General features: G+C 65.9%; 16 protein-coding genes. 10 read left to right on the top strand and 6 right to left on the bottom strand.

Features of this window, described 5'->3' with window-relative positions; genetic code table 11:
- Positions 1–45: 45 nt before the first annotated feature.
- On the bottom strand, positions 46–258 hold the full coding sequence (locus tag WC729_RS24755) for a hypothetical protein (protein ID WP_372857121.1): 213 nt from the start codon (positions 256–258) through the stop codon (positions 46–48).
- Between the two features lie 166 nt (positions 259–424).
- Here WC729_RS24755 and WC729_RS24750 point away from each other — a divergent pair, with 166 nt between their 5' ends.
- A complete protein-coding gene (locus tag WC729_RS24750; protein ID WP_372857120.1) occupies positions 425–604 on the top strand; it encodes a hypothetical protein in 180 nt (59 codons plus the stop codon).
- Between the two features lie 43 nt (positions 605–647).
- On the opposite strand, the gene WC729_RS24745 is transcribed toward WC729_RS24750, so the two are convergent.
- Positions 648–1,262, bottom strand: coding sequence for a helix-turn-helix transcriptional regulator (locus tag WC729_RS24745; protein WP_372857119.1), 615 nt, complete (start codon positions 1,260–1,262; stop codon positions 648–650).
- Between the two features lie 112 nt (positions 1,263–1,374).
- Here WC729_RS24745 and WC729_RS24740 point away from each other — a divergent pair, with 112 nt between their 5' ends.
- The gene (locus tag WC729_RS24740) at positions 1,375–1,554 is read left to right on the top strand and encodes a hypothetical protein (protein ID WP_372857118.1); all 180 of its coding nucleotides are present in this window, start codon (positions 1,375–1,377) and stop codon (positions 1,552–1,554) included.
- A complete protein-coding gene (locus WC729_RS24735; RefSeq protein ID WP_372857117.1) occupies positions 1,551–1,862 on the top strand; it encodes a hypothetical protein in 312 nt (103 codons plus the stop codon). Before WC729_RS24740 ends, WC729_RS24735 begins: the two co-directional genes overlap by 4 nt.
- Before the next feature lie 3 nt (positions 1,863–1,865).
- Here WC729_RS24735 and WC729_RS24730 read toward each other — a convergent pair whose 3' ends face one another.
- Positions 1,866–3,152, bottom strand: coding sequence for a hypothetical protein (locus WC729_RS24730; RefSeq protein WP_372857116.1), 1,287 nt, complete (start codon positions 3,150–3,152; stop codon positions 1,866–1,868).
- Complete coding sequence (locus tag WC729_RS24725; RefSeq protein WP_372857115.1) at positions 3,122–4,363, bottom strand: TIGR04063 family PEP-CTERM/XrtA system glycosyltransferase; 1,242 nt, start codon at positions 4,361–4,363, stop codon at positions 3,122–3,124. The genes WC729_RS24730 and WC729_RS24725 overlap by 31 nt, the downstream gene beginning before the upstream one ends.
- Before the next feature lie 97 nt (positions 4,364–4,460).
- Between WC729_RS24725 and WC729_RS24720 the strand changes: the two genes are divergently transcribed.
- From WC729_RS24720 to WC729_RS24695, 6 genes are read left to right on the top strand one after another with little or no spacing between them, the layout of a single operon-like run.
- A complete protein-coding gene (locus WC729_RS24720; protein ID WP_372857114.1) occupies positions 4,461–4,601 on the top strand; it encodes a hypothetical protein in 141 nt (46 codons plus the stop codon).
- Entirely contained in the window at positions 4,594–5,955 is a 1,362-nt protein-coding gene (locus WC729_RS24715) for a putative O-glycosylation ligase, exosortase A system-associated (protein WP_372857113.1), read from the top strand. The genes WC729_RS24720 and WC729_RS24715 overlap by 8 nt, the downstream gene beginning before the upstream one ends.
- Positions 5,952–7,088: an acyltransferase family protein gene (locus WC729_RS24710; protein ID WP_372857112.1), complete on the top strand. Its 1,137-nt coding sequence runs from the start codon at positions 5,952–5,954 to the stop codon at positions 7,086–7,088. The genes WC729_RS24715 and WC729_RS24710 overlap by 4 nt, the downstream gene beginning before the upstream one ends.
- Positions 7,089–7,141: 53 nt before the next feature.
- Positions 7,142–8,143 (top strand): DNA topoisomerase IB, encoded by a 1,002-nt coding sequence (locus WC729_RS24705; RefSeq protein WP_372857111.1) that lies wholly within the window; start codon positions 7,142–7,144, stop codon positions 8,141–8,143.
- A 4-nt stretch (positions 8,144–8,147) separates the two neighbouring features.
- Positions 8,148–9,401, top strand: coding sequence for a mechanosensitive ion channel family protein (locus tag WC729_RS24700; RefSeq protein WP_372857110.1), 1,254 nt, complete (start codon positions 8,148–8,150; stop codon positions 9,399–9,401).
- Positions 9,398–9,766 carry a nuclear transport factor 2 family protein gene (locus WC729_RS24695; protein ID WP_372857109.1) on the top strand — a complete coding sequence of 123 codons (369 nt, stop codon included), beginning with the start codon at positions 9,398–9,400 and terminating at the stop codon, positions 9,764–9,766. The genes WC729_RS24700 and WC729_RS24695 overlap by 4 nt, the downstream gene beginning before the upstream one ends.
- 1 nt (position 9,767) lies before the next feature.
- On the opposite strand, the gene WC729_RS24690 is transcribed toward WC729_RS24695, so the two are convergent.
- Positions 9,768–10,262 (bottom strand): hypothetical protein, encoded by a 495-nt coding sequence (locus WC729_RS24690; RefSeq protein WP_372857108.1) that lies wholly within the window; start codon positions 10,260–10,262, stop codon positions 9,768–9,770.
- 137 nt (positions 10,263–10,399) lie between these two features.
- Positions 10,400–11,290, bottom strand: coding sequence for a DUF2167 domain-containing protein (locus tag WC729_RS24685; protein ID WP_372857107.1), 891 nt, complete (start codon positions 11,288–11,290; stop codon positions 10,400–10,402).
- 331 nt (positions 11,291–11,621) lie between these two features.
- Between WC729_RS24685 and WC729_RS24680 the strand changes: the two genes are divergently transcribed.
- Positions 11,622–12,080, top strand: a complete 459-nt coding sequence (locus WC729_RS24680) for a MaoC family dehydratase (protein WP_372857106.1) — start codon at positions 11,622–11,624, stop codon at positions 12,078–12,080.
- Positions 12,081–12,190 lie beyond the last annotated feature (110 nt).

The following is a 12,190-nucleotide window of genomic DNA, read 5'->3' as shown; positions in this document are numbered from 1 at the left end:
CCTAGCGGCTCAATTCCGCCAGTGACAGTGGCTTGGCGCGCGGCCTCAGTGAACCGTGCCGATCGCGCTTTCAGCCGAGAGGAGAAGGATCAGCCGCTCGATCTGCCGCCAGCGGCAAAAATGGAGATAATTGCCGATGTCGCGGCTTTCATCCGCGCGCGCCGCCGCCTCGAGCCCGGCATCGTCGCCGAACAGCGCCATCAGGGTGGTGGCATCGGCAACTTCGCCACGATCGGCGAGATACGGCAGGTACGACATCGAGACTCCCCGGATTGATCCGATCATCGACCTTCAAGCCATGTGCCACATCCGGGGAATCGCGGGCGGCGGCGGGGATGAGTGGTAAACGACCGTTTGGGCACAGCCCCACCGATCCCATGGCGGGACGCTGGCGTCCTGTGGCGGGACATGGCAGAGGCGGGACATGGCCAGCAAACCCCCTACCCGCACCCCGCTCGCCGGCGGCGTCCTGATCGCGCTGGGCGCCCTGGGCGGCGCCGTGATCGGTCAATTCCTGTACGAGCCGATCCCGGGATTGCTGATTGGCATCGGACTCGGCGTCGCCGTGTCGATCGCGATGTGGCTGCTGAATTTTCGGCGGTAATACCTTGGGGCCGGAACAAGTCCGGCACCACCGAGGCTGAAGGCTAGCGCAGCGCGCGGGACAACCACACGACCCGGCCCAATACCTCAACCTCGTCGGGCGCCCGGGGCAGGATCGGCGGGAAATCCGCATTGTCGCTGGTGATGGCGATCCGCTCCCCCGCCCTGGCCACGCGCTTCACCATCAGCGCGCCGTCCATGCGGATGACGAAGATACCGCCCTTCGTCACGACCTTCCGGTCGCGCTCGTCGATCAGCATGCGGTCGCCATTCTCGATCGTCGGCGACATGGAATCGCCCTGGGCGCGCAGCACGGCGCTCTCGTCCTCCCGCACGCCGAGCGACGCGAGCAGACGCGGATCGAACAATTCGCCACCCAGTAAACGGTCATCCTCGGCCAGCCCGCCCGGCCCCGCCGAGGCCGCCACGTCGAGCCGGCGGACCTGCGCGACCGCCGGGATCGCAGGCCTTTCCGGCCCGCCCAGCACCGCCTCGTCGACGCGGAAATAGCCGGCGAGCAGCTTGCGGTCGCGCTCGGCCAGCAGGCGCGGGGTTCCGCGTTTCACATATTGCTGGAGATAGGCCGGGTTGCGGTGGAGCATGCGCGACAGCGACGCATAGCTCTCCCCATTCGCCTCGACGAGGCGGTCCAGGGCCATGCGAGGATCGGTCGCCTCCATTCCTGTTCCAATAGCATAGGAAAATTCCTAGACAAGTTGGAAATTACGGAACAGACAGGGAACACAATCAAGAGACTCGGGAAGGGCTGCGATGTCGGTGCTGGCAAAGATCGATCGGTATTTGAAGAAGACGGGCATGCCGCCGACACGGTTCGGCCGGCTGGCGGTCAACGATCCGCGGCTGGTCGGCGACCTGCGCAACGGGCGCGAACCCGGATCGCGCGTGGTCGCGCGGATCGAGGCGTTCCTCGCGCTGGGCCGCGAACGATGAGCCGCGGCCCCGACGCCGCCACCCTGCTCGTCCGCAGTCTGGAGGCCGACTCGCAACGGGCGGCCTGTCTGGTGCGCGTAATCGATTCGACCTGGACGCGCTGGGCGAGCGCCACGTTCAACGGCGCGCGGCACGAACTGAGTCTCGAGGCCACCGACTCGCCCGCGCTCGAAGCGTGGCTCGACGCCCTGCCCGAAGCCGACCTGCCGCTGCGCGGCCATCTGGTCGCAGATATCGTGGTTACCGGGGTGACCCGTGCCGGCGGCGTGGCGACGATGACGATCGAAGCCCTGACCGTGGAGGAATGAACCTCAGCCGCGCATGGCGAGACGGCGCAGCGTGACAAGGGCTTCCTGCAGCGAATCCTCATTCTGTGGCGGCGGCGGGGGCGCGATCGTCTCGCGGCGACCGACGCCGCGCTCGAGGCGATCGAGCAGCGCATGGATGCTGGCCGACGGATCCATTTCCACCTGGGCCGAAGCGCGCGGCCGCGCCGGGGCGAAGGAGCGATCCTGGTTGGCTGCCTCAGGCCGGAACGGGCTCTTGGTGCGGAAGAACTGGGCCGGCTCGCGCGACGGGGTCGGCGCAAAGGAGGGCATCGGCTCGGGCGTGACGATCGGCACGGGCGCGTAAGGGGTTTCGGGGGCCGGCTCGGGCTCGCGCGCCTCGGTCGGCGCAAAGGCCGGCATCGGCTCGGGCGCCGCGATCGGCGCGGGTGCGTAGACCGGCTCGGTTATCTGAATCGGCTCCGGCGCATAGACCGGCCTGGATGGCTGGATCGGCTCGGGTGCGTAAATGGGGGCCGGCGGCGGTGCATAGGCCTCGATCGGCTCGGCGACGGGCGGGGGCGCGACGACCCTGATCGGCGCGCGGACCGCGACCGGTTCAGGCTCGGGCTCAGGCTCGATCACGGGCGCGGGCGTCGCGCGACGGATCAGCGGGGTCAGCTCGAAGGTTTCGAAGCGCTCGCCCGGATCGAACACCTGCTGGCGCGGCGTGCGCAGCAACGGGGCGGTTTGCGGCGCCCAGTCGATCGGCTCCTCGGGAATCGCCTTGGGGTCATAGGCCGCAAGCGGCATGTCGAGATCGGCCGGCAGATCGCGCTCGACCGGCTCTTCCACCGGCAGTTCGTCGAACTCGGCGTCGATCTCGGGCTCGTCCGCCCTGGTATGGACCGGCCGATGCGCGCGCACTTCGAGGAAAGGGGTGCCCAGCTCGCGATTGGCCGACAAAGGCCGCCGCGCTGGCGCATCGGGATGGGCATCGGCGCGGCGCAGCACCGGTGCCGCTTCGTCGCCATCGGCCGAGGCGGACTTCTGCACGACGATCGCGCGGTCGCCCAGCAGCAGGAACAGGCCGAACCAGGCGATCAGCGCGGTACCGCCGCCGGCCGCAAGGATCAGCACGGCGCGGGCCGTGACGCCGAGCGGCGGCTCGGCCGCCGGGATCACCGCGGCGATGCCGCTGTCGATCACGAGGTCCTCGAGCAACCCCGTCGGGATCAGCGCGAAAACGAGAGCGATGACACCGCCGATCACCGCCGCGACGAGCGGCGCAACCGGGAGGTTCAGGCGTTGACGGCGGGTGGAGTCGACCATGCGTTACCCGATGGCACGCTTTCGGTAAGTTTTTGGTAAACAGGAGCATAACGACCCACATTTACGGACCAGTTCCGCTCGGTCTCGACAAAGGCCCGTCCACGCTCCCGCCGGGCTTCCCACACGTCGCGATCGGCCAGCAACCCGTCCAGGCTACGTGCCATTGCGTAAGGGTCGCCGGGCGGGAAAAGCGTGCCGGTTTCACCGTGGCGAATCAGCTCGCGGTGGCCGCCGACATCCGACGCGGCGACGAGTCGGCGCTGGGCCATCGCCTCGAGCGGCTTCAACGGCGTGACCAGATCGGTCAGGCGCATGCGCTTGCGCGGATACGCGAGCACATCGGTCAGGCTGTAATAGCGATCGACCTCGCCATGCGGCACGCGGCCAATGAAACGGATATGGCCGGACACCGGCGATGCCGCCGCCTGGGCACGGAGCGCCTCTTCCATCGGGCCGCCGCCGACGAGCAGCAGATGCGCCTTGGGCCGCGACGCGACCAGCATCGGCATCGCCGCGATCAAATCGTCCAGCCCCTCATAATCGTAGAAGCTGCCGATGAAGCCGATCACCTCGGCGTCTTCGAGGCCAAGCGACCGGGCGAGCGCGCGATCATAGGGCAAGGGCGCGCCGAACATCTCCAGGTCGACGCCGTTGGGCGAGACGAAGATCTTCGACTGATCGATGCCGCGCATCACCAGGTCGCGGCGCAATCCTTCGCAGATCACCGCGACCGCATCGGCCTTGCGCACCGCCCAGGTTTCGAGCGCGCGGGTGGCGCGATACCGAAGCGATCCTTCGCGCCCGGTGCCGTTGCCGACCGCCGCATCCTCCCAGAAGGCGCGGATCTCGTAGACGAAGGGCAGCTTGCGCTTCTTCGCGACGCGCAGGCCGGCGACCGCGTCGAGCACCGGCGAATGAGCATGGAGGATATCGGGCTGGAATTCGTCCACCACCGCGTCGATCCGCTTCGCGAAGGCGCGGATCTCGCGCAGTTCGCCGAGCGGGCTCGGCCAGTTGCGCGGCGCCCTGGTGCGGAAGAAATCGATCCCGTCGACCGTCTCCTCGGCGGCCTGGCTCGTGCCGTGACGTGGGCCGGTGACCGCCGCGACTTCCCAGCCGCGCCGCATCTGACTCTTCAGGATGGCGCGCGTGCGAAAGGTGTAGCCGCTCTGCAGGGGCAGGCCGTGGTCGAGGATATGGAGGATGCGCATGGGCATTCCCTTGCCACGCCACTGCTTAACGGAGCCTCAACCCGCGCCGGAGTAACCATGTCGCGTTCCGGAACGGGCAAGGCAAAGGGCGAAGGGCATGATCGACAATTTCGCGCTCGCCGTCAGCCATGGGCTGATGCTGCTCGCTGCCTGGTTCCTGCTGCGCCGTCCCGATCTGGACAAGGAGCCTGGGCCGCGCGACCCGGCACCCAAGCCCGGAGACCAGCCGGGTGCGTGATCTCGTCTTCGTTGCTTTTCTGGGCGTGTTCTTCGCCGGCGGTTTTCGCCGGCCGTTCCTGTTCATCCTGGTCTATGTCTATATCGACATCGTCTCGCCGCAGCGGCTGACCTATGTGCTGCTCAATTCGGTGCCGATCTCGTTGCTGGCCGTGGCGCTGTGCGTGCTGTCCTGGGCGCTGATCGACGACAAGAAGGACTCGCGGGTCGGCCCGCGCCAGCTGCTGATCCTGGCGCTGCTGCTTTATTGCTACCTGACCACGCGCAGCGCGGACTTCCCGGTGGAAGCGCTCGATAAATGGGACTGGGTGTGGAAGGCGCTGGCGTTCGCCGCCTTTCTCCCACTCACGTTGCGTACCAGGCTGCGCATAGAATCGCTGCTGCTGTTCATGATCCTGTCGGCCAGCTCAATCATCATCGTCGGGGGCATCAAGACGCTGGCGTCGGGCGGCGGCGGGTACGGTTCGCTCAACCTGATGGTCTCGAACAATTCGGGTCTGTACGAAGGCAGCACCATCTCGACCGTGGCGATCGCGATCATCCCGCTGATCCTGTGGTTCGCCAAGCACGGCACGATCTTCCCGCCCGACTGGAAGGTGAAGGGCTTTTGCGCCGCCCTGATCTTCTCCTGCCTGCTGATCCCGATCGGCACCTCGACCCGCACCGGTCTGCTCTGCATCGGCCTGGTCGCAATGCTGATGATCCGCGATACGAAGCGCAAGTTCCTCTATCTCGGTGTGCTCGGCGTGATCGGGCTTGCCGCGGTGCCGTTCCTGCCATCGACCTTCACGGACCGGATGAGCACGATCAAGACCTACAAGGCGGACGAATCCGCCTCGACGCGGCTGGCCGTGTGGAAATGGACCTGGGACTATACCAAGGAGCACCCGTTCGGCGGCGGCTTCGAAATGTATCGTCAGAACCAGATTCGCTACGATACCGAGAAGGTCGAAGGGGCGGCCGGCAATGTCGAGGTCGACAAGAAGCTGACGGTCGACAAGGCGCGCGCCTTCCACAGCGCCTATTTCGAGATGCTCGGCGAGCAGGGCTATCCGGGCCTTGCCTTGTGGCTGATGATCAACCTGATCGGCATCGCCCGGATGGAAGTGATCCGGCAACGATACCGCAAGGCGCCGCCCGACCAGGCCTGGGTGACGCCGCTCGCGAGCGCGCTGCAATCGGCGCATATCGTCTATCTGCTCGGCGCGGCATTCATCGCGATCGCCTTTCAGCCCTTCGTCTATATGCTGATCGGCGCGCAGATCGGGCTCGACACCTATCTCGCGCGCAAACGGCAGGAGGCGGCGTGGCGCCCGATGCAGAAGGTGCGGTCGCTGGAGCCGGCGACCTCATGAGCACCACCGGCCAGAGCGAGCTTCGCGCGCTGACCAGCGTCCGCGGCATCGCCGCGTGGTTCGTCGTGCTTTACCATATCCGCCTGTCGATCGCGGGGCTGTCGCCCGATTGGGTGGCGGTGTTCGCCAAGGGGTATCTGGCGGTGGATTTCTTCTTCCTGCTTTCCGGCTTCGTCATCTGGCTCACCTGGGGCGATCGCCTGCGCGCGGGCCGGTGGCGCATGGTGCCGCAGTTCCTGCGGAAGCGTGTGGCGCGGATCTGGCCGCTGCACCTGTTCATGCTCGCCTGCGCGGTCGGCCTGGCGTTGCTGCTCGCCGCGACCGGGCGCGCCAACCCGGTCGACTATCCGTTCGGCGAGCTGCCGCTGCACGTCCTCCTGCTGCAGAATTGGGGCTTCACCGACCATCTCGCCTGGAACGACCCGAGCTGGTCGATCAGTGCCGAGCTGGGCGCCTATCTGCTCTTCCCGTTGCTCGCACTGGCAATCGACTGGCGGCGCGTGCCGACCTGGGCGGTGCTCGCCGCGATCGGGGCGCTGCTCGTCCTGCTCCACGCGCTGATGGCGGATGGCGGCGCGCTCAATCTCGGCCATGACATCGCCCGCTTCGGCCTCCGCCGCTGCGTGCTCGAATTCGCTTCCGGCACGGCGATCGCGGCTTTGTGGGTACGCTGGCGGGATACGCCCGCGGTACCCGCCTGGACTTCCGCCGGCATCGCCGTGCTGATGCTGGCGGGCTGGGCGGTCGATACGCTGTCCGAAACGCTCGCGGTCCCCGCGGCCTTCGCCGCCATGTTGCTGCTGCTCGCCCTCACCTCGGGCAAGCGCGGCAATCCGCTGGAGATCGGGCTGCTGCATTATCTCGGCGAGATCAGCTACGCGACCTATCTCGGCCATTTCCTGTTGTTCGTGGTGTTCAAGCTGGCCTTTGTCAGCGACGCGAATGCCGTGCCGCCATTGCTGATCGCTTTGTACCTCGTGCTGGTAATGATCAGCTCGATCATCCTCTATCATCTGGTCGAACGACCCGCGCAGAAATGGGTCAACACCGTGACCCTCCCCTCCCGCTTGCGGAAGAGGCCCGGGGAGGATGTGTCCGAGCTTCTGGCAAAGGTGAGACGGCCCCTCCCCTGACCGGCGGCATCCGCGAACGGGAACCTCCCTGCACCTCCGCGCATTCCGGCGTCATGGCCAAGATCACCTATTGCGACGACAGCGAGCCCGGCATCACCCGGAAGAAGGCCCGGCACGGCTGGGGCTATTACGACCCGGAAGGCAATCGCATCACTGACCGCGACGAGATCGACCGGCTGAACGCGGTCGGCCTGCCGCCCGCCTATCGCGATGCCTGGTATTGCCCCAGGGCCAACGGCCATATCCAGGCGATCGGCTGGGACGAGAAGGGCCGCAAGCAATATCGCTATCACACCGAATTCCGCGACGCGCAGGAATCCGCCAAGTACGATCTATGTGTGCCGTTCGGCCGCGCCCTTCCCAAGCTGCGCGCGCGGGTCGAGCAGGATTTGAAGCGCCGCGGGCTCGACAAGGAAACCGCGGTCGCCGCGATCGTCCGGCTGCTCGATCTCGGCCATGTCCGCATCGGCAACGAAGACTATGTGAAGGCGAACAAGAGCTTCGGCGCCACCACCCTGCGCAAGCGCCACGCAAACCTGCGCGGCAAGACCCTGAAACTCCAGTACAAGGCGAAGTCGGGCAAGCTGCGGATCCTGACCATCACTGACGGCTCGCTCAGCCGCTTCGTCAGGAAATGCCAGGACCTGCCCGGCCAGCACCTGTTCCGCTGGATCGACAGTGCGGGCGAGGCGCATCCGGTCACCTCGTCCGACGTCAACGCCTATATCCGCGAGGCGATGGGCGAGGATTATTCGGCCAAGCATTTCCGCACCTGGGGCGCGAGCGTGCTGGCGTTCGAGACGCTGGCCCAGGCCGGTCACGACATCAGCCTCAAGACAATGCTCGAACCCGTCACCGAGGCGCTGGGCAACACGCCCGCCATCGCCCGCAAATCCTATGTCCACCCCGCGCTGATTGCGGCGGTGAAAGACGGGCAGGCCGCCTTGCGCGAGACACCCTTGCCCCGATCGACTCAATTTCTGTCGCGTGCCGAGCGCGGGTTGATCGATTTCCTGGAAAACCCTGGTGCTGCAGCGCCCGCCAAGGCAGCATGATTTCATGACCGTAACGAACAACATTCAGGCCCAGTCGCCTGCCCTTTCCGCGTCCAACGTGCAGGACCAGGCCGAGAACCTGTTCACCGCCAGCTCGATCTGGATTCAGACTCATTGGCTTCAGATCATCATCGCCGTCGCCGCGGCGGCAGTGATCGTCGTCGTGCTGCATTTCCTGCGCCGGCTCGGCCACAAGCTGTGCAACCTCAGGCCCGGTGCCGCCGGCTGGGGCACGGTATTCGGGCGCGCCATCGTCAAGACCGGCAATTTCTTCATCGTCATGGTCGCGGCCAAGCTGGTCGCCGGCTATGCCAACGCGCCGCACGAAGTGGCGTCGACCATCAGCTTCCTGTTCACCGTCTCGGCAGTGTTCCAGGCGGCGATCTGGGCACGCGAAATCATCCTCGGTGCGATCGAGCACCGCACCGGTTCCGAAACCTATTCGGGCGAGGCGATCGGCAGCGCGATGGGCATCATCCGCCTGCTCGTCACCTTCGCGCTGTTCGCGATCGCGCTGATCGTCGTGCTCGACAATCTCGGCGTAAACGTGACCGGCCTGGTCGCCGGCCTCGGCGTCGGCGGCATCGCTATCGGTCTCGCGGCGCAGGGGATCTTCGGCGACCTGTTCGCGGCGCTGGCGATCATCTTCGATCGTCCTTTCCGGCGCGGCGACGCGATCTCGTACGATACAAGCTCGGGCACGGTGGAAGCGATCGGCCTCAAATCGACCCGCATCCGCGCCGCCACCGGCGAGGAGCGGATCATCGCCAACCGCAATTTGCTCGACAAGGAAATCCTCAACACCAGCCAGCGCGAGTACCGTCGCTGCCAGTTCAAGCTCGGCCTGGTCCAATGGACCCCGGTCGAGAAGATGGAGAAGCTGCCCGGGATGCTGGAAGAGGTGATCGAGGGATGCGGCCGCAAGTTCGTCCGCGCCGGGTTCATCGGCTTCGGCGAGGCGAGCTATGATTTCGACGTCGAGTTCGATTCGCCGACATCGAGCTTCGAGGATTTCTTCGCCGCCCGCCATGCCGTTGGCCTCGGCATCATCAAGCGGCTGAACACAGAGGGCATCGAGCTGGCCTATCCGACCCAGACCGCCTTCACCGCGGCGCCGCGCGGCGGGATGATCGCGCCCTATCCGGATGGGCCGATCCATGGTGAGAACGCCGCGCCGATAGTCGATGATCCCGCCACCACCGCAGAGCTGAAGCCGTCGGGCGATCGCTCGGCCGTAGACCAGGATTCGCACCCATGATCGACGACAACGAAGCGATCGTCCGCGCTCAATATGAGGCGTTCCGCGACCGCCGACGCGAGGACAGCGAGGCGCTGCTCGCCCCCGATTTCACTTTCACCAGCCCGTATGACGACGCGATCTCGCGCGACGCCTTTTTCGAGCGGTGTTGGCCGAACGGCGACCGGTTCTCGGATTTCCAGATCGAACGCGTCACGCCGGACGAGACCGGTGCGTTCGTGACCTATCTCGCCACCGCCGATACCGGCGACCAGTTCCGCAACACCGAATATCTAAACGTCTCGGACGGCCAGATCCACGGCGTCCATGTGTATTTCGGCGAGAGCTATCGCGGCGGGGAATTCGTTCCGAAGAAGCCCGAATAACTCACGCCATCTCCGGCACGCGCTGGCTCATGCCGATCGAGGCGAGCATCGCGTTCCAGTTCCCGACAGTCATCGCGCCGAGATATTCGCCCTGCATCACCGGGGTCAGCACCTCGATCATGCGGGTGCCCTCGACCCAGAACTCGATCACGCCGAACGCGCCGCCGCGCTTGCGGTACTTGGCCGGCCAGCCCTCGCGCTCGGCAATCGCGAACACTTCGGTGGCGCCCATGCGGGTGGCGATGGCGATATGAGTCGCGGAGCGCCGGTCGGGCGATCCGATCACGCCGTAGCTGTCCGCGTCGCCGTCGGCCGGGACCAGCTCGGTACCGCGCGGATAGACTTCGATGATGGTGTTGCGCTCGTCGCCCGCCATCGCGACCCAGCTGCCTTCGATCACCGGCGGGAACGGCGTCGCCTGGCCGTCCCACAGCTCGGCAATCACCTTGGCGACATGCTGCGGATTGTCGGCATCGATCGAAACGTGGAAGATCATCTATAAGCTCCAAAAATCTTCGGCCGCCAGAAGGGGCCGTGTCGGAGCCTGTTACCGAACCGCCGCGTCCACATCCGCCGATGTGAGACGGCGGCACGCCGGATCGACCAGATTGCGACGAGCCGGCGTGCGGCGGATCATTCCTCCCCTTCTAGCACGTCGCGCTCGCGCCGGCCGAACAGCCCGCCGATCCAGCGCCGCATCGTCGCCCCGACGATCGCCAGCCCGGCCAGGATCCATTTGCCGAACCCCAGCATGATGGCGAGCAGCCCGAGCTTCTTCGCCACCACGACGCCTGCGCCCGCCGCGACCAGCCCGGCAAGCCCATATTCGGCCGTCTTGTCGACCGAGGCATCGTAATCCGCATAGCGCGCGCCGGTGTCGAACGACGCCGCCCGGCCGAAATCCCCGGCCGCGCTGCGCACATCGGCCAGATGATCCATATCGGACAGCATGTTGAGGCTCAGCACGCCGTGGCGGCCGAGCAGGCGGACGTCGTAGTTGAGCACATCGACCTTGGTATCCGAGAATTTCAGGTCGCGCGCCCAGATCAGCGAATGGGATACGGGGTCGTAGGAAGGCTGCTGCGCCCAGCCCTTGAGATGGATCGTCGGATATCCGCCCTTCTGGCGTTCCGCATTGATATCTTCCTCGGCGCTGCGGATCTGCTCGACGACCTTGTCGTAATCCTCGGTCTTCGCATCCTTGTCGGGGACATAGCCGGTATCCTCATAGGTCACCACGGCGCTCCACACCTGGTCGAAGATCGACGCCTGCTTCTCGAAGACCAGCCCGAGCACGCCGGTCTCCGCCTGGGGCGGATTGCCCCAGACCTTGGTCAGGACCGTCTTCGCCTCGTCGGCCGGCAGGAAATAATAGCGGTCGCCAAGATGCAGCGTCGCATGCGCCTCCGGAATGGCGATGTCCCCCGTCCGCTTGTGCAGGCTCTTCTCGAACTGGACCATCTCGGGCGGGATCTTCGGTGCCGTCGGGGCGCTGCCGCCCGGAGAAGCCAAGGCCAACGCCATCGCGAGCGCAATCGCGCTCGCCGAAATCCTCACCTGCATTCTGCCAGCCCCCTGGTTTGCGCGAGCGAATCGCTCAACCGGAACAGGCTCTTGATCGCCAAGGCCGTCAAGGGAGACCGCTACCGGCTACCGCGAATCGACCCCGCCATTACATCCTGCAAATCGACTTTAGAATGTCCGGTCCGGCGCGCGCGCCTGGCGCAGCGACCGATTTACCCCGGTTGGACGCTACGTCACCGGCCCGGTTAAAGTTTCCGGTCGGGCAAGGCTTGCGCCGGCCGGGCCAGCGTGCCTAGAGGACGCTTCAACCCAACTGATAGCCGAGGACATCATGGCGACCATCACCGCGCAGGAAATGGCGGGCCGCATCGGTACCGAGACCGTCTCCGACTGGGTCGAGGTAAGCCAGGAGATGATCGACAAGTTCGCCGAGGCGACGGGCGATCACCAGTTCATCCATGTGAACCCGCAAATGGCGGCAATGACGCCGTTCGGCGGCACCATTGCGCACGGCTTCCTCACTCTCTCGTTGATGCCGCTGCTTGCCTCGAAGGTACCCGATGCGCCGCAGATCGAGGGCGTGAAGATGGGGGTCAATTATGGCGGCAACAAAGTCCGTTTCCTCCAGCCGGTCCGCTCCGGCAAGCGCGTGCGCGGCCGTTTCAAGCTGCTCGAGTTCATCGAAAAACGCCCCGGCCAGTGGCAGCAGACCAACGAATTCACCGTCGAGATCGAAGGCGAGGAAAAGCCCGCGATGATCGCCGAATGGATCGCCCAGATTTTCGTGTGAACCCAAAAGCCCCTCCCCTTCAGGGGAGGGGTTGGGGTGGGGCCTGACCTGCATGATTAGACGCGACGGCGGCCCCATCCGACTCCCCCACCCCAAACCCCTCCCCTGAA

Origin of the sequence: Sphingomonas sp., from assembly GCF_041661825.1 — a bacterium.
In the GTDB taxonomy this organism is placed as follows: Bacteria; Pseudomonadota; Alphaproteobacteria; order Sphingomonadales; family Sphingomonadaceae; genus Sphingomonas.
Note: the sequence above shows the minus strand (reverse complement) of the source record. Positions and strands in the feature narration are given on the sequence as shown.